The 16,819-nt window shown below is 65.9% G+C and carries 15 protein-coding genes; 10 read left to right on the forward strand and 5 right to left on the reverse strand.

From position 1 onward, the window contains the following. Positions 1-49: 49 nt before the first annotated feature. The 8 genes from GGR23_RS15135 (at position 50) to GGR23_RS15170 (ending at position 10,226) form a co-directional block, all read left to right on the forward strand. On the forward strand, positions 50-682 hold the full coding sequence (locus tag GGR23_RS15135) for an RNA-binding protein (protein ID WP_183367258.1): 633 nt from the start codon (positions 50-52) through the stop codon (positions 680-682). 101 nt (positions 683-783) lie between these two features. Then, positions 784-3,555 carry a translation initiation factor IF-2 gene (gene infB / locus GGR23_RS15140; protein ID WP_183367145.1) on the forward strand — a complete coding sequence of 924 codons (2,772 nt, stop codon included), beginning with the start codon at positions 784-786 and terminating at the stop codon, positions 3,553-3,555. 266 nt (positions 3,556-3,821) lie between these two features. Then, the gene (gene rbfA / locus GGR23_RS15145) at positions 3,822-4,232 is read left to right on the forward strand and encodes a 30S ribosome-binding factor RbfA (protein ID WP_183367146.1); all 411 of its coding nucleotides are present in this window, start codon (positions 3,822-3,824) and stop codon (positions 4,230-4,232) included. A gap of 77 nt (positions 4,233-4,309) precedes the next feature. After that, positions 4,310-5,242, forward strand: coding sequence for a tRNA pseudouridine(55) synthase TruB (gene truB, locus GGR23_RS15150; RefSeq protein ID WP_183367147.1), 933 nt, complete (start codon positions 4,310-4,312; stop codon positions 5,240-5,242). 65 nt (positions 5,243-5,307) lie between these two features. Continuing rightward, the gene (locus GGR23_RS15155; protein ID WP_183367148.1) at positions 5,308-6,153 is read left to right on the forward strand and encodes an alpha/beta fold hydrolase; all 846 of its coding nucleotides are present in this window, start codon (positions 5,308-5,310) and stop codon (positions 6,151-6,153) included. 185 nt (positions 6,154-6,338) lie between these two features. Further along, positions 6,339-6,608, forward strand: a complete 270-nt coding sequence (gene rpsO, locus GGR23_RS15160; RefSeq protein ID WP_183367149.1) for a 30S ribosomal protein S15 — start codon at positions 6,339-6,341, stop codon at positions 6,606-6,608. A gap of 333 nt (positions 6,609-6,941) precedes the next feature. Next, entirely contained in the window at positions 6,942-9,089 is a 2,148-nt protein-coding gene (gene pnp / locus GGR23_RS15165; RefSeq protein ID WP_183367150.1) for a polyribonucleotide nucleotidyltransferase, read from the forward strand. A gap of 120 nt (positions 9,090-9,209) precedes the next feature. Next, complete coding sequence (locus tag GGR23_RS15170) at positions 9,210-10,226, forward strand: class I SAM-dependent methyltransferase (protein ID WP_183367151.1); 1,017 nt, start codon at positions 9,210-9,212, stop codon at positions 10,224-10,226. Positions 10,227-10,262: 36 nt separating this feature from the next. Here the strand turns inward: GGR23_RS15170 and GGR23_RS15175 are convergent, their stop codons facing one another. From GGR23_RS15175 to GGR23_RS15190, 4 genes are all read right to left on the reverse strand, one after another. Next, positions 10,263-10,937, reverse strand: coding sequence for an amino acid ABC transporter permease (locus GGR23_RS15175; protein ID WP_183367259.1), 675 nt, complete (start codon positions 10,935-10,937; stop codon positions 10,263-10,265). A gap of 108 nt (positions 10,938-11,045) precedes the next feature. Further along, positions 11,046-11,846: an ABC transporter substrate-binding protein gene (locus GGR23_RS15180; protein ID WP_183367152.1), complete on the reverse strand. Its 801-nt coding sequence runs from the start codon at positions 11,844-11,846 to the stop codon at positions 11,046-11,048. Positions 11,847-11,939: 93 nt separating this feature from the next. Continuing rightward, positions 11,940-13,148, reverse strand: a complete 1,209-nt coding sequence (locus tag GGR23_RS15185; RefSeq protein WP_183367153.1) for a pyridoxal phosphate-dependent aminotransferase — start codon at positions 13,146-13,148, stop codon at positions 11,940-11,942. Between the two features lie 99 nt (positions 13,149-13,247). Continuing rightward, positions 13,248-14,060, reverse strand: coding sequence for an HpcH/HpaI aldolase family protein (locus GGR23_RS15190; RefSeq protein WP_246365554.1), 813 nt, complete (start codon positions 14,058-14,060; stop codon positions 13,248-13,250). A 173-nt stretch (positions 14,061-14,233) separates the two neighbouring features. Between GGR23_RS15190 and GGR23_RS15195 the strand changes: the two genes are divergently transcribed. Together GGR23_RS15195 and GGR23_RS15200 are read left to right on the forward strand one after the other, a co-directional pair. Then, positions 14,234-14,857, forward strand: coding sequence for a ribonuclease D (locus GGR23_RS15195; RefSeq protein ID WP_183367154.1), 624 nt, complete (start codon positions 14,234-14,236; stop codon positions 14,855-14,857). A gap of 243 nt (positions 14,858-15,100) precedes the next feature. After that, on the forward strand, positions 15,101-15,364 hold the full coding sequence (locus GGR23_RS15200) for a hypothetical protein (protein WP_183367155.1): 264 nt from the start codon (positions 15,101-15,103) through the stop codon (positions 15,362-15,364). A 5-nt stretch (positions 15,365-15,369) separates the two neighbouring features. Here the strand turns inward: GGR23_RS15200 and GGR23_RS15205 are convergent, their stop codons facing one another. Then, positions 15,370-16,773 (reverse strand): nicotinate phosphoribosyltransferase, encoded by a 1,404-nt coding sequence (locus GGR23_RS15205; RefSeq protein WP_183367156.1) that lies wholly within the window; start codon positions 16,771-16,773, stop codon positions 15,370-15,372. Positions 16,774-16,819: the final 46 nt, after the last annotated feature.

The following is a 16,819-nucleotide window of genomic DNA, read 5'->3' on the forward strand; positions in this document are numbered from 1 at the left end:
AGCCGGAACGGATGGCGACGGGGACGGGTTCGATTATCCCGACGAGGGCATGAACGGACGCACCTGCATCGTCACCCGCGAGAAGACGGACCCGGATCACCTGATCCGGTTCGTTGCCGCACCCGACGGCACCATCGTTCCCGACCTGAAGCGCCAGCTTCCGGGCCGGGGCTGCTGGATCGGGGCAGAGCGCGCGCGCGTCGAGACCGCCATGGCGAAGAACCTCTTTGCCAGGGCGCTGAAGCGGAAGGTCACGGTTCCGGCGGATCTCGCCGACCAGGTGGACCGCCTGCTGTCGGAACAGCTCGCCGGCATGATGAATCTCGGCCGAAAGGCCGGGCAGTTCGTCTCCGGCACGATGAAGGTGGATGCCGCCGTCCGCTCCGGTGCGGCGCTTGCGGTGTTCCACTCGCTGGACGCGGCGCCCGACGGCATACGCAAGATCGACCAGGCCCGAAAGGCCTGGCACCTCGGCATGGAAACCGAGGCGGAAATACCCTCCTACCGTCCCTTCACCGGGGCGGAGATGGAGGAACTGATGGGCCAGAATGCTTTTATCCATGCCGCAGCGCTTGCAGGGCAGGCGGGTGAGGGTGTAGTGAAGCGCGCAAACCTGCTCGAACGTTACCGCATGGGCGGTCACACCCGGGCACCGGGTGGCGCTGGCCGGCAAACACAATGACGCGGCCACCGGCGATGCCGGACGCGATTTCGGGAATACAGGTATTGAACGACGGGGTCTGATGTCATCATCCGGCCCCTGTCCGAAGGAACGGGAACGGAATGACCGACAACAAAGACGACAAGACACTCAGCGTAACGGGCAAGAAGACTCTCACCCTCAAGCCAACGGGGATGAGCCAGGGCACCGTTCGCCAGGATATGGGTCGGGGTCGGACCAAGGCTGTCGTCGTGGAAACACGCAAGCGCCGCCCGCACCGTCCCGAGGACGACAAGCCGATCCAGCCGGTAACCGCACCGGTCCAGCGCGCCGAACAGCCCGCTCCCCAGCCGCAGGCCCCGCGCCCGCAGCAGCCGGGCGGCCGTCCGGGCCAGCCGCAGCGTCCCTACGAACAGCGCCACGACCGCGACCGCGACCGGGATCGTGACCGCGGCCCGCGTCCGGGTGGCGGCCAGGTGCTCAACCATCTCTCGTCCAGCGAGATGGAAGCGCGCCGCCGCGCCCTGATGGAAGCCCAGGCACGCGATGCCGAGGACGCCCGCCGCCGCGCCGAGGAAGAAGCCCGCCGCCGCGAGGAGGAAGCCCGCCGCGCCATCGAGGAAGAGGCACGCCTGAAGGCGGAAGCCGCTGCCCGTGCCGCCGAGGAAGCCGATCGCGCCGCCGCGGAGAAGGCCAATCCGCAGCCGGAAGCCGCAGCCCCTGCCGCGCCCGTCGCACCGGTTCAGCCGGCGATCCGCATGGATGGCCCGGTACGCCGTCTCAACGATCCGCGTCCGCAGGGCGGTCGTCCGCCGGCTGGCCGTCCCGCGCCCGCCGCTCCGGCCCCCGAGCCCGTGCCCGCCGTTCAGGCCCGCGTGCGCAAGGTGGATGTCGAGGACGACGAGGACCGCAAGTCGGTCCGTCCCGGCGCAGGCCCGGCACGCAAGGTCGCCCGTCCGGAACCGGCAAAGCCGGCCCGCGCCAAGACCGAGGACGAGCGCCGCCGCGGCAAGCTGACGGTTACCGCCGCCGGCCTTGACGACGAAGGCGCGACGCGCGGCCGTTCGCTTGCCTCCATGCGCCGCCGCCAGGAGAAGTTCCGCCGCAGCCAGATGCAGGAAACCCGCGAGAAGATCTCCCGCGAGGTGATCCTGCCCGAGACCATCACCATCCAGGAACTGTCGCAGCGCATGTCCGAACGCGCCGTCGACGTCATCAAGTTCCTGATGAAGGAAGGTCAGATGATGAAGCCGGGCGACGTGATCGACGCCGATCTGGCCGAACTCATCGCGAGCGAATTCGGCCATACGGTCAAGCGCGTCTCGGAATCCGACATCGAGCTCGGCATCTTCAACGTCAATGACGAGGACGGCGAGATGCTGCCGCGTCCGCCGGTCGTGACGATCATGGGTCACGTCGACCACGGCAAGACCTCGCTGCTCGACGCCATCCGCCACGCCAATGTGGTGGCCGGCGAAGCCGGTGGCATCACCCAGCATATCGGTGCCTACCAGGTCGAGCAGAACGGCCAGAAGATCACCTTCATCGACACCCCCGGCCACGCCGCCTTTACCGCGATGCGTGCCCGTGGTGCCCAGGCGACCGACATTGCGGTCCTGGTCGTGGCAGCCGATGACAGCGTGATGCCGCAGACGATCGAATCCATCAACCACGCCAAGGCGGCCGGTGTTCCGATCATCGTGGCGATCAACAAGATCGACAAGCCGACGGCCAACCCGCAGAAGGTCCGGACGGAGCTGCTCCAGCACGAGGTCTTCGTGGAATCCATGGGCGGTGAAGTGCTCGACGTGGAAGTCTCCGCCAAGAACCGGATCAACCTCGACAAGCTGCTCGAGGCGATCCTGCTGCAGGCGGAAATCCTCGATCTGCGCGCCAATCCGAACCGCACGGCGGAAGGCACGGTCATCGAGGCCGAGCTCGACCGTGGCCGCGGTGCGGTGGCAACCGTCCTCGTCCAGAAGGGCACGCTGAAGCCCGGCCAGATCATCGTGGCCGGCGACCAGTGGGGCCGCGTGCGCGCGCTCGTCAACGACAAGGGCCAGCATGTGAAGGAAGCGGGTCCCGCCCTTCCGGTGGAAGTGCTCGGCCTTTCCGGCACCCCGGCGGCCGGCGACAAGTTCGCCGTCGTCGAGAACGAAAGCCGTGCCCGCGAAATCTCCGAATACCGCCAGCGGCTTGCCCGCGACAAGGCGGCGGCCCGCCAGTCCGGCTCGCGCGGCTCGCTCGAGCAGATGATGAACCAGCTGCAGACCTCCGGCGTGAAGGAATTCCCGCTGGTGATCAAGGGCGACGTGCAGGGCTCGATCGAAGCCATTGCCGGTGCGCTGGACAAGCTCGGCACCGACGAGGTCCGTGCCCGCATCGTTCACTCCGCAGTGGGTGGCGTGACGGAATCGGACATCTCGCTCGCCGAAGCCTCGAATGCGGCCATCATCGGCTTCAACGTCCGTGCCAACGCCCAGGCCCGTTCCCAGGCCGAGCGCCAGGGCATCGAGATCCGCTACTACAACATCATCTACGATCTGGTGGATGACGTGAAGGCAGCGATGTCGGGCCTGCTCTCGCCGGAACGCCGCGAGACCTTCCTCGGCAATGCGGAGATCCTCGAGGTCTTCAACATCACCAAGGTGGGCAAGGTCGCGGGTTGCCGCGTGGTGGAAGGCAAGGTCGAACGCGGTGCGGGCGTCCGCCTCGTGCGCGACAACGTCGTCATCCACGAAGGCAAGCTCAAGACGCTCAAGCGCTTCAAGGACGAAGTCTCCGAAGTGCCGGTCGGCCAGGAATGCGGCATGGCCTTCGAGAACTACGAAGACATCCGCGCCGGCGACACCATCGAGTGCTTCCGCGTGGAGCATGTGACGCGCACGCTGTAAGCGGGGAATGTCAGAGTTCCCCCTCCCCCTTGTGGGGAGGGGTTAGGGGTGGGGGTGCCGCTGCCGTTCGTCCGACTGAACGGTGTCCGTTCCGGACCGCTTCATGGCCAGACCCCCACCCCTGGCCCCTCCCCACAAGGGGGAGGGGAATATATCCGTAATCCCGGATATTCCCGACGCAGGCGATCATGGGCGCTATGCCGCTCCAGCCCGCGCACCGTGCGCATGACCGACACATCTGGGTCCTACCCCCAAGGATGAACACCATGACCAAAGCTACCTCTTCCGCTCCCTCCCAGCGCATGCTGCGCGTCGGCGAGCAGGTGCGCGCGGCCCTGACGAAGGTGCTGCAGCGCGGCGACGTGCAGGATCCGATCATCGAAAAGACGGTGATCGCCATTTCCGAAGTGCGCATGTCGCCGGATCTCAAGATTGCCACCGCCTATATCTCGCCGCTCGGCGTCTCCGATCACCAGGTGGTCATCAAGGCGCTGGCGAAGAACGCGAAATTCCTCCGCGGCCGGATCGGTCCCGAACTCCGGCAGATGAAATACATGCCGGAACTGCGCTTCCGCGACGATACGAGCTTCGACAACTATTCGAAGATCGATGCCCTGCTCCGCTCGCCGGAGGTCGCCCGCGACCTCGACCCGGAGACGGACGACGACGAGGCCTGAGAGGCCCACCGACGCGGACCGCCCGGCGCCTGGCCGCGGCCGTCCGCACCGACAGAACGACACACGACGGAACATTCATGTCCAAACCGCGCAAACCCAAGGGCCGCAAGATTTCCGGCTGGCTGATTCTCGACAAGCCCTATGATTTCGGCTCCACGGAAGCCGTCTCGAAGATCAAGTGGCTGTTCAAGGCCGAGAAGGCCGGCCATGCCGGCACGCTCGATCCGCTCGCATCGGGCATGCTGCCGATCGCGCTCGGCGATGCCACCAAGACCGTGCCCTATGTCATGGACGGACGGAAGGTCTACGAATTCACCGTCACCTGGGGCGAGGAGCGGGCCACCGACGACATGGAGGGCGACGCCGTCGCCACCGCGGACATCCGCCCCCCGGAAGAGGCGATCCGGGCGCTCCTGCCCCGGTATACCGGCACGATCCAGCAGGTTCCGCCGCAGTTCTCCGCCATCAAGATCGACGGAAACCGCGCCTACGATCTCGCCCGCGACGGCGAGGTGATCGAGATCCCGGCCCGCGAGGTGACGATCCACCGCCTGACGCTGCTTGCCTGCCCGGATGCCAACACCGCCCATTTCGAGGTGGAATGCGGCAAGGGCACCTATGTGCGGTCGCTTGCCCGCGACATGGGCCGCGATCTCGGCTGCTACGGCTATATCTCCGGGCTTCGCCGCACCTTCGTCGCCCCCTTCGCCGAGAAGAGCATGGTGCCGCTTGCGACACTCGTGGAGCTCGAGGCGATCGAGAACCAGGAGGAGCGGCTTGCCGCCCTCGACGCCTTCCTCATCGACACGGGCGAGGCGCTGTCCGATCTGCCGCATCTCGCCGTCTCGGAAGACCAGGCGCAACGCCTGCGCATGGGCAATCCCATCATCCTGCGCGGCCGCGATGCCCCGCTTCCCGCACCCGAAGCCTATGCGACCGCGCGCGGCCAGCTGATCGCCATCGGCGAGATCGCCGAGGGGGAATTCCGCCCGCGCCGGGTCTTTGCCTGAGCCAGGCGCTTTTGCTACCTTCCTTCCGGCGGCCTCATGAAGAGGCCGCGAAAGGGAGAAGGACGATGCTGAAATCCCTGCTTGCCGGACTGGTGGTGACCCTCGGCCTCTTTTCGGCCGCCCATGCCGATGACCGGTGGAAGACCCTGCCGGATATCCCGCCCATGCCCAAGGCAGACCGGTCGGGCTATGCCGACGTCAACGGAATACGCATGTTCTACGCCACCTATGGCAAGGGCGATCCGGTGCTCCTGATCCATGGCGGCCTCGGCTTCTCCGATGTCTGGGCGCATCAGGTGGAGGATCTGGCGAAGGATCACCTGGTGGTGGTGGCCGACAGCCGCGGCCACGGGCGCTCCACCCGCACCACCGAGCCCTTCGGCTACGATCTGATGACCTCCGACTACGTGGCGCTGATCGACCATCTGAAGCTCGGCAAGGTCACGCTGGTCGGCTGGTCGGACGGCGGCATCATCGGCATCGACATGGCGATGAAGAACCCCGACCACCTCACCCGGGTGATTGCCCATGCGGCCAATGTGACCGTGGACGGGGTGAAGGCCGACGTGATGGAGAACAAGACCTTCTCCGACTACATCAACCGCGCCGGCGAGTACTACAAGACGCTCTCGCCGACGCCGAACGAATATGACGCCTTCGTCAACCAGATCTCGGCCATGTGGATGAGCCAGCCCGCCTGGACGCCTGACATGCTCGGCAAGATCACCGTGCCGGTCACGATCGTGATCGGCGATCACGACGAGGCGGTGAAGCAGGATCACACCGAACAGATGGCGAAGGACATTCCCGGCGCGAAGCTGGTGATCCTCAAGGATGCCAGCCATTTCGCCATGCTGCAGGATCCGGCAGGCTACAATGCCATGATCCGGCAGGCGATGGCCGGAAACTAGGCCGGAGCATCTGCCGCACCGCGGGCGCCCCGTTCGGGGCCCCCTTTCCTTTCGCGGCCGAATGGCGTATAGGCTGCGGCAGCTTGGCAGAGCCGTCACCCGGCATGCCCTGCTTTTCACGGCCAAGGCTGGACGACATCCCGGCTTCTGGCGCCCTCATTCCTCTCAACCGAAAGGATCATCCGATGTCGATCACTGCTGAGCGCAAGGCTGCGCTGATCAAGGAATACGCAACCGCCGAAGGCGACACCGGTTCTCCGGAAGTCCAGGTGGCCATCCTGACCGAGCGGATCAACAACCTGACCGGCCACTTCAAGGACCACAAGAAGGATAACCATTCCCGCCGTGGCCTGCTGAAGCTGGTTTCCAGCCGCCGTTCGCTTCTTGACTACCTCAAGAAGAAGGACGAAGCCCGTTACTCGAAGCTGATCGCTTCGCTGGGTATCCGCCGCTAAGACCTTTCCGGCGGGTGTGGCCGATGCCGCACCCGCCGGTTTTTCTTCCGGCCCGCAAGGGCCCGAACGATGCCTTCCGCCCGTCCGCCGCGGCCCCCGACGAGGGGCAGGAGCGGAAACACGGAAGATGGCAGGCCGGATGGGCCGGATCTGCCAGGATAAACCGATGGCCTGTCATGGGGCAGGATTGCCGGATGCTTGCGGGACGTTTCACGGTCCCGGTGAAAGAAGCCTCCCGTTGTCTTGCCCGTGATGCGCCTCACGACCGGTGACGGAGCGTGCATGAGACCGGCCCAGATGGCCGTCATGCCCCGTCGCCATGAAGGACAAGACATGTTTGATGTTCATACCGTGGAAATCGAGTGGGCAGGCCGCCCGCTGAAGCTGGAAACCGGCAAGATCGCCCGTCAGGCCGACGGCGCCGTCGTCGCCACCTACGGCGAGACCGTCGTCCTCGCCACCGTCGTTTCGGCCAAGTCGCCGAAGCCGGGCCAGGATTTCTTCCCGCTCACCGTGAACTACCAGGAAAAGACCTATGCAGCCGGCAAGATCCCCGGCGGCTACTTCAAGCGCGAAGGACGTCCGAGCGAAAACGAGACGCTCGTCTCGCGCCTGATCGACCGCCCGATCCGCCCGCTCTTCCCGGAAGGCTACAAGAACGACACCCAGGTGGTCGTCACCGTTCTCCAGCATGACCTCGAGAACAACCCCGACATCCTCTCCATGGTCGCCACCTCGGCTGCCCTGACGCTCTCCGGCGTGCCCTTCATGGGCCCGGTCGGCGGCGCGCGCGTCGGCTACATCAATGGCGAATACGTGCTCAACCCGCATCTCGACGAGATGGACGAATCGAGCCTCGACCTCGTCGTCGCCGGCACCAGCGATGCCGTTCTGATGGTGGAATCCGAAGCCAAGGAACTGCCCGAGGACATCATGCTCGGCGCCGTCATGTTCGGTCACCGCGGCTTCCAGCCGGTCATCGACGCGATCATCAAGCTCGCCGAAGTGGCTGCCAAGGAACCGCGCGACTTCACGCCCGAGGATCATTCCGCTCTCGAAGCAGAAATGCTCTCGATCGCCGAAGCCGAGCTGCGCGACGCCTACAAGATCACCCAGAAGGCCGACCGCTACGCCGCCGTCGACGCCGTGAAGGCCAAGGTCAAGGCCCACTTCCTCCCCGAGGAAGGCGAAGCCAAGTACTCGGCCGAGGAAGTCGCCGCCGTCTTCAAGCACCTGCAGGCCAAGATCGTCCGCTGGAACATCCTCGACACCAAGAGCCGCATCGACGGCCGCGACCTCGAGACCGTCCGTCCGATCGTCGCCGAAGTCGGCGTTCTCCCGCGCACCCACGGTTCGGCGCTGTTCACGCGCGGCGAAACCCAGGCCATCGTCGTTGCCACGCTCGGCACCGGCGAGGACGAGCAGTATGTCGACAGCCTGACCGGCATGTACAAGGAAAACTTCATGCTGCACTACAACTTCCCGCCCTATTCGGTCGGGGAGACGGGTCGCATGGGTTCGCCGGGCCGCCGCGAAATCGGCCATGGCAAGCTCGCCTGGCGCGCCATCCACCCGATGCTGCCCTCGGCAGAGCAGTTCCCCTACACGCTGCGCGTCGTGTCCGAAATCACCGAGTCCAACGGCTCGTCCTCCATGGCCACCGTCTGCGGCACCTCGCTGGCGCTGATGGATGCGGGCGTTCCGCTGGCCAAGCCGGTTGCCGGCATCGCCATGGGCCTGATCCTCGAAGGCGACCGTTTCGCGGTTCTCTCCGACATCCTGGGTGACGAAGACCACCTCGGCGACATGGATTTCAAGGTCGCCGGCACCGCCGACGGCATCACCTCGCTGCAGATGGACATCAAGATCGCCGGCATCACCGAGGAGATCATGAAGGTCGCGCTCGGCCAGGCCCAGGGCGGCCGCAACCACATCCTCGGCGAAATGGCCAAGGCCATCTCCGAGGGCCGTGCCCAGCTCGGCGAATTCGCCCCGCGCATCGAAGTGATGAACATCCCGGTCGACAAGATCCGCGAAGTCATCGGTTCGGGCGGCAAGGTCATCCGCGAGATCGTGGAAAAGACCGGCGCCAAGATCAACATCGAGGACGACGGCACCGTCAAGATCGCCTCCTCCTCCGGCAAGGAGATCGAGGCTGCCCGCAAGTGGATCCACTCGATCGTCGCAGAACCGGAAGTCGGCGCCATCTATGAAGGCACCGTGGTGAAGACCGCCGATTTCGGCGCCTTCGTCAACTTCTTCGGCGCCCGCGACGGCCTCGTCCACATCTCGCAGCTCGCCTCCGAGCGAGTCGCCAAGACCACCGACGTGGTCAAGGAAGGCGACAAGGTCTGGGTGAAGCTGATGGGCTTCGACGAGCGCGGCAAGGTGCGCCTGTCCATGAAGGCCGTCGACCAGACGACCGGCAAGGAAATCGTTGCCGAGAAGAAGGCCAAGGAAGACGGCGAAGCCGCCGAATAACCGGCCCTTCCGAGCCGACAATCAGGGGGCGCGGGTTTTTCCCGCGCCCCGTTCCGTATCTGCGCATGGGTGGGGAAGTGATGCCGATCGGCGCCCCTGCCGCGAACGAGAGAGACCACCATGGCCCGTGAGACGCTGAAGACCCTCTTCCATCCCTTTGCCAGCGGAACCGTCGAGCCGCCCGCAGAAGGCGAGCGGGTGCTGTTTCTGGGGGCAGAGGCCGGTTATCCGGTGCCGGACGGCTTCGGGGCCGCCATCGTGGCCGTCCAGGGCTTCCGGCCGCTCTATCGCCGGCTCGAGGCGCAGCGCGTCGACGTTCATCCCGCCCTTCCCGAAGGCCCCTTCGATGCCGGCCTGATGCTGCTCAACAAGCATCGCGGCGAGAACGAGAGCCGGCTGGCGACGCTCCTGACGCGCGTGAAGCCCGGTGGGCTCGTCGTTCTTGCGGGCTCGAAGGAAGACGGCATCCAGCCGATGCGCAAGCTGCTGACGCAGCTCGGCATCGCCTTCGACCACATGCCGAAATATCACGGGGTTGCCTGCTGGTTCACGGTTCCCGAAGACGCCGCCGCGCTCTCAGGGCGCCTTGCCCGCCCGCAAGGCCTCGTTGCCGGCCGCTTCCGCACCGCGCCCGGCATGTTCAGCCACGAGCGCCCCGACGAGGGTTCGGAACTCCTGGCCTCGCGCCTGCCGGCCGATTTCGACGGCAATGCCGCGGATTTCGGCGCAGGCTGGGGTTTCCTCTCGGTGGCGCTGGCGGAGAAATCGCCGCGCACCGCCCGCATCGATCTCTTCGAGGCCGATCACGCGGCGCTCGAGGCCGCGCGCGAGAACCTCGCCGCCATCGTGCCCGATCTGCAGGCCCGCTTCTTCTGGCAGGATCTTGCCGCCGAAGAGGTCAAGGAACGCTATGACATGGTGATCATGAACCCGCCCTTCCACGAAGGCCATGCGGCGGAACCCGGCCTCGGCCAGGCGATGATCCGCGCCGCGATCAAGGCGCTGCGCCCCGGTGGCCGGCTGATGCTGGTGGCCAATCGCGGCCTGCCCTACGAGCCGATCCTTGCGGAGGGTCTGCGCGAGAGCGGCGAGACCTGCCGCAATGCCCGCTTCAAGGTGCTGTGGGGCCGGAAGTGACCGAATGAAGAAAGGGCGGCTCCGGGCCGCCCTTTTTCAATGCCCCTTCTCACTGCGGAACTTCCGCTCGAGCAGGCCGACGAGCCGCACCATCGGCCAGAGAATGGCGATGTAGATGAGAGCCGCGGCGATCAGCGGCGAGGGATTGGCAAAGAGCGCCTGCGCATTGTTCGCCTCCTTCAGGAGCTCCGGCAGGGCCACCGTCGAGGCGAGCGAGGTATCCTTGAACATCGAGACGCAGTTGCTGGTGGTGGGCGCCACGACCACCCGGAAGGCCTGCGGCAGCACGATCTTGTGCATCACCACCCGGAACGGCAGGCCGAGCGCTGCCGCCGCCTCGAACTGGCCCTTCGGAATGCTTTCGATGCCCGAGCGGAAGACCTCCGCCGAATAGGCCGCCATCACGATCGACAGCGCGAGGATCGCCGAGGACCAGGAGGACAGGCTGATGCCGACGAAGGGTAGCGCGAAATAGATGAGGATCATCACCACCAGCACCGGTGCGGCGCGGAAGATGTCGATGAAGCCGATGGCCAGCAGGCGGAAGACCCGGGGCGCATAGAGCCGGACCAGCGCGATGAGCAGCCCGCCCGGCACCCCGATGCCGATTGCGGCAAGCGCCAGAAGGAAGGTGTTGAGAAGCCCGCGCAGCAGGGCAGGCAGCGCGTCCTGCATCACGCCGGCATTGAAGAAGGTATCGATCAGCGACATGAAGCCCCCACGCTTGTCGGTCATGCCTGGCCGGCCCGACGGCCGTCTCATGCATGCGCCGGTTGGCCGCGCCGGCAAAGCCGGCGCGGCTTTCGTCCCGTCAAGAAATCAGGGCTTCGGAATGGGCTGTTCCGTCAGCGTGGAGCTGTCGGCCGGCGCATCGGTGCCGAACCACTTCTTGTGAATGGCGGCCATGGTGCCGTCCTTCTTCATCTCGGTGATGGCGGCATTGGCCTTCTCGAGCAGCGGATGGTCCTTGGTCATCATCAGCGCATATTGTTCGCCGGTCTTGATGCGCGACTTCACCGCGAGGTCGGTCATCTTGAGGAAGGCGTACTGCATGCCCGGCACGTCGGAGACGGCGGCATCGATGCGGCCGGCATTGAGGTCGAGCAGCATGTCCTGCTGGGCGTTGTAGCCCTTCACTTCGGTGATGCCGAGCTTGTCCTTGTTCTCGTTCGACCACTTCTCGCCGGTCGAGCCGGAGAGCACGCCGACGGTCTTGCCCTTGAGATCGGCTTCGGACGCCAGCGTCGCATCCTTCTTGGTGGCGATGCCCATGTCGGAATCGTAATAGGGCTGGGTGAAGGACTGGCTGCCCAGACGCTCCTTGGTGATGGTGATCGAGGAGATCGCCACGTCGATGCGCTTGGAGCTGGTGGCGGCGAAGAGCGCCTGGAATCCGAGATCGGAGAATTCCGGCGTCAGGCCGAGGCGCTTGGCCACTTCGGCGGCGATTTCCGCCTCGAAGCCCTCGAAGGTGCCGCTCTCGTTCTTGAACTCGAAGGGCGGGTTGGAGGGATAGGAGCCGATCAGCAGCTTGCCTTCCTCGGCAGCCGCGAAATGCGGCATGGCGAACAGGCTGACCGCGGCGAAGAGGCCCATCACGGTACGGCGGGTATAGGACATGTCACTCTCCCAGTTTGTCAGGTTTCTAGGTGTTCCCCCGGCGATTGTTATGGATGCCCGCCGGTTCAGGCATGGGGTTCGGCGTGGCGCGCGTCAGGCGAGCGCGCCCACCATGCGGTCGAGTGCGCGGGCAATGTCGCCGCTGTCGCGGCACACGCACATGCGCAGGAAGGCGCGCGAGGCATCCCCGAAGAGATAGCCCGGCGCCAGGCCGACGCGCGCCTCCTCCAGGATGCGCCGGCAGGCATTGCGGGAATCGTCCTCCCCCTCGAAGGCGAAGAAGGCATACATGCCGCCCTTCGGCTTCTCGGGCAGGATGATCCCCGGAATGGAGGACAGCCGCTCGTAGGTCATGTCGAGACCGGTCTTGATGAGCGTGCGGATCTCGTGGACCAGGGGCTCGCCATCGGTGATGGCGCGCGCGGCGGCGGCCTGCAGCACGGCGGGCGTGCCGCTGTTGATGTATTGCGTCATCGCGCCGAGCTGCGGCGCGACCGAGGAGGGATGGGTGAGCCAGCCGATGCGCCAGCCGGTCATCGCCCAGGCCTTGGAGAAGCTGTTGACGGACATCACCCGGTCGCCATCCTCTGCGAGCTGCAGGATGGAGGGCGCGACATCGCCGTCGAAATAGAGCCGGCCATAGACCTCGTCGGAGATGATCCAGATGCCGGTCTTGCGGCTGAAGTCCAGAAGCGCCTGCATCTCCTCGCGGCTTGCCGTCCAGCCCGTCGGATTGGAGGGGGTGGAGAGGAAGATCGCCCGGGTGCGCGCGTCGCAGGCATCGAACAGCCGGTCGAGATCGAGCCGCCAGTCCGTGTCGAAGCCGAGCGCCACAGGCCGCGGTTCGGCGGCGGAGAGATGGATGACGCTGTGGATGTTCGGCCATTGCGGGCCGACATAGACCACGTTCGAACCCGGATCGGCGACGAGCTGCACCGCCAGAAACAGCGCCTGCATGCCGCCCGGCGTCACCGTGGTGCGCTCCGCCGGCACGGGGCGGCCGTGAATGCGGGTCTGGTAGTCGGCAAGCGCCGTCGTCAGCCGGTCGAGACCGCGCATGTTCGGCACGTAGAAGGTCAATCCCTCGTCGAGCGCCTCCTTGGCGGCATCGCGGATGAAGGCGGGCGTGGTCATGTCGCCCTCGCCGTACCACAGCGGTATGACGTCGCCGATCTCGCGCGCGCGAACGGCGAGCAGCGCGATATTCTCCGTCACGAGGTCGCGGATCTGTCCCCTGATGCCCTGAAATGCGAAGCGTTCCGGTGTCAGCCGGAGGCGCTCGAGCGCCGATACCTGTGTCATCCGCCATTCCCTTGCGGCAGGCAGCCCCGCTGCCCGCTCTTGTCATTTGCCCAGATCGTGCGGCAAATCCTGCCCGATTTCAAGCAGGAAGTTTTAAGTTTAAAGGACCGGTTCGGATGCCCCTTCGCCCGCGCCGCCGCCCGCAAGAGCGGCCCTGGCCATCAGCATTCCGCGCTCCACCGCGGCGGTAAGGAGCATGGCGTCGCTTCCCATGATGAAGAAGCGCATCCCCAGCGAAACATAGCGTTCGATGTTCTCGGGACCGGGGCGGAAGATGCCGAAGACGCGACCCTTCTCGCGGCAGACGGAAGCGATGCGGTCGATTGCGGCCTCCAGCGTCGGGCGCTCCGCTTCCGGCAGCGCCGAGAGCGACACGCCGAGATCGCCGGGGCCGATGAAGATCACGTCGATGCCCTCGACGGCGGCAATCGCATCGATATTGGCGAGACCCTCGGCATTCTCCACCTGGATGGAGACGAGCACCGACCGGTTGGCCGCGCCGAGATAATCGGGAATGCGGTAGCCGTAGCCGGCAGCGCGGCCGGGACCGACGCCGCGCCGCCCGAGCGGCGGATAGCGGCAGGCCGAAACCACAGCCGCCGCTTCCGCGGCGGTCGAGACCATCGGCACCATGACGCCCCTCGCGCCCGCATCCAGCACGCTTGCGAGCGCTTCCGGCGCCTTTCCGGGCACGCGCACCATCACCGGCACCCGATGCACGTCGCCGGCACGGATGAGGTTTTCCAGGGCGCCCCGGCCGATCTGCGAATGCTCTCCGTCGAGGCAGATGAAATCCGGTTTGCCGAGGGCCATCACCTCCACCGCGGCGGGATGGGCGATGTTCGAGAAGAGGCCGATCTCGACCCGGCCGGAGAGGCAGGATTCGCGGAAGGAGGGCATGTCGTTTTCCATGGGGGACTCGCTTGGATGGCGGGGCAGGAGCGGCGGCGGCAGAAGGACCGCCAGCCGCGCCGAGCTTAGGCCGCGCCCCGCGCCTGCGGCAAGTGGCATTCGCCGCCATGGTTTCCTTGGCCGGAGCACTCGGCTATATCGGGAGCCTGAAAACGAGACACCCGGAGAACAGCATGACCACCATCCGCTACCATGAAGGCGATATTTCCGCGGCGGATGCCGCCCGTTACACGGGGGCGATCGCCATCGATACGGAAACGCTCGGACTGGTTCCGCGCCGCGACCGGCTGTGCGTCGTGCAGCTTTCGCCCGGCGACGGAACGGCGGATGTGATTCGCATCGCTGCCGGCCAGAAGAGCGCGCCGAACCTGACCGCCCTTCTCGAGGACCCGGCACGGCTGAAGATCTTCCATTACGGCCGCTTCGACATCGCCGTCCTGTTTCACACCTTCGGCGTGACGACGGCGCCGGTCTTCTGCACCAAGATCGCCTCGCGCCTGTCGCGCACCTATACCGACCGGCACGGGCTGAAGGACAATCTGAAGGAACTGCTGGAGGTCGACATCTCGAAGGCGCAGCAATCCTCCGACTGGGCGGCCGAAACGCTCTCCCCGGCCCAGCTCGAATATGCGGCCTCGGACGTGCTGCATCTGCATGCGCTGATGGACAAGCTGTCGGCACGGCTCGACCGCGACGGACGCCGTGCCCATGCGGAAGCCTGCTTCGCCTTCCTGCCGACCCGCGCCAAGCTCGACCTGCTCGGCTGGGAAGAGACGGACATCTTCGCCCACAGCTGATTTTTTTCGGGACGGTGCGGCCGGGGAGGATCTCGCCCGGCCCGCCGGAAAAGCCCGCAGCTTCAGCCCGTTCCGGCTTCCGGGGCGGGCATTTTCATGCGCCGCGGGGCCCCTGCGGCCCCGCACCCTTCAAACCGGATGTTAACCATTTTGCGGTGGACTTCGCCTTGCCGGCACGCGCCCCGGGCACGCGCCGGCGAGCGGTAAAAGTTGTTTCATACCCGTATCCGTTTTGGGGGCGTTATGGTTGCCGACATACTTGGCAGTTTATCTTTTGAACAAGCCGACGACCATGTTTTTGCAGACATTCATGACCAGTCCGTCTTTTCCAGCGACGATTTCGAGGCGGAACATCCGTCCGAAGAAGCCCAGCCCGTCTTCGTGCGCGGCAGCGTGCTCGATGCCTTCGCGGCCCATGACCGGGTGGAGCGGGCGGTGATCTCGAGCCACATCGCCGCAATCGATTCCGACGACAACGGCATCTACCGCCTGTTCAGGACCCGGTAAGGCGCTCAGCGCGGGGGGCCGGACATGGCTCTCGCCCGCGCCCGGATCTCGTCGAAACTCCAGTCGACCAGAAGATTGCCGTCTTCGTAGACGGGGACGAGGTGGTTCTGCCGCCTGCCCACATCCTCGAGCCGGCAGGCTGCAAGCTCGCCGAATTCGACGACGACGGCCTGTCTTCCGCTCTTGGACGCCTTGTCGGCGATATGGGCCGGCCGCTTGACCAGGTCCACCCACCGGCCCTCCTCGGTGAGCCGCGCATTGGCCTTCATCGTGAAGCCGTAGGCATCGCGATTGACCTTCTGGATGAGGTTCGAGCCCGTGCCGAAATAGATGTTGTCGGCGGAAAAGCCCATGGCTTCCATGCGGCCGAGGACCATGCCCATGTCGGCCGTCGAGATGCCGTCGCCCTGCAGCACCCGCACGCCGTGCCGGATGAGCTTGTAGCCGCGTCCATTCAGCTCGGTGCCGAAAGCGTAGGCGAGCTGGGCCACCACCTGCACCGGCGTATCCACGGGATCGCCGCTGTCGGGACGCACCAGCACCGTCGCGCCGGAGCGGATCACGTCCTCCTTCAGCGCCTTGCCCCAGATTTCGGCAACCGCATGGGAGATGTCGTAGCTGTCGGAGACGACGGAAACGGCACCGTAGCGGGCGAAATTCTCCAGCATGGTGCGGTAGGCTTGCGTCTCCTGCCCCTGCCCCCAGGCGGTCATCGTGGCATGTTCCGAGGCGGGCAGCGAGTATCCGGCCATCGGCGCGCCGTAGTGGTTGCGCAGCGCCACCAGGGCTCCCAGCGTGTCGGTTCGCTCGAAGAAGACCAGATGCGCCGCCCCGCCGAGTGCCGCCTGTTCCCGCGAGGTGGCGCTGCGCGCGCCGAAATCGTGCAGCCGCGTCTCGATGGCGACCCTTTCCGGATCGGTGGTGCGCTCGTAATAGGGAAGGAGCTGCTCCCGGATCTTGCGTGCATTGCTGGCGACCGAGGAGGGATACCAGACCGCCCGCAGCAGCGCGGTATCCAGGTAGGCCGTGACCCAGGGGCTCTCCGGATCGGTGCTCGTCACCTGCAGCAGGGGCACGCCGCGCCGCACCACCGTTCCCTCCGGCAGCGCCTCGATGCGGACCGGCAGATAGCCGCCATGGCGCGAGACGATCCAGAGCCAGCCCTCGCGATTGAAGGGAAGGCCGTGGAGCGTCGCGATTTCCTCGGCTTCGGCCACGTCCTGCCGGGTCACCGGGCGCTGCATCATGTCCTTGAGGAACATCTGCAGGCCGAAGAACACCACGTCCGGCCACATGGACTGGCCGCGCGCCTCCACATAGGCGGACATGCCGCGCGTGCCCGGCGGATATTGCAGGTGATGGCTGAGCTTGTAGCTGTCGGTGTTGAGAATCGGATTGTCAGGCTTCATGTGGCTTTCCGTCTGGCCGGCAGCGCTGTCCGGAATGGTCGCTGAT

The sequence above is a fragment of the Gellertiella hungarica genome (assembly GCF_014197145.1).
Classification (GTDB): Bacteria; Pseudomonadota; Alphaproteobacteria; order Rhizobiales; family Rhizobiaceae; genus Gellertiella; species Gellertiella hungarica.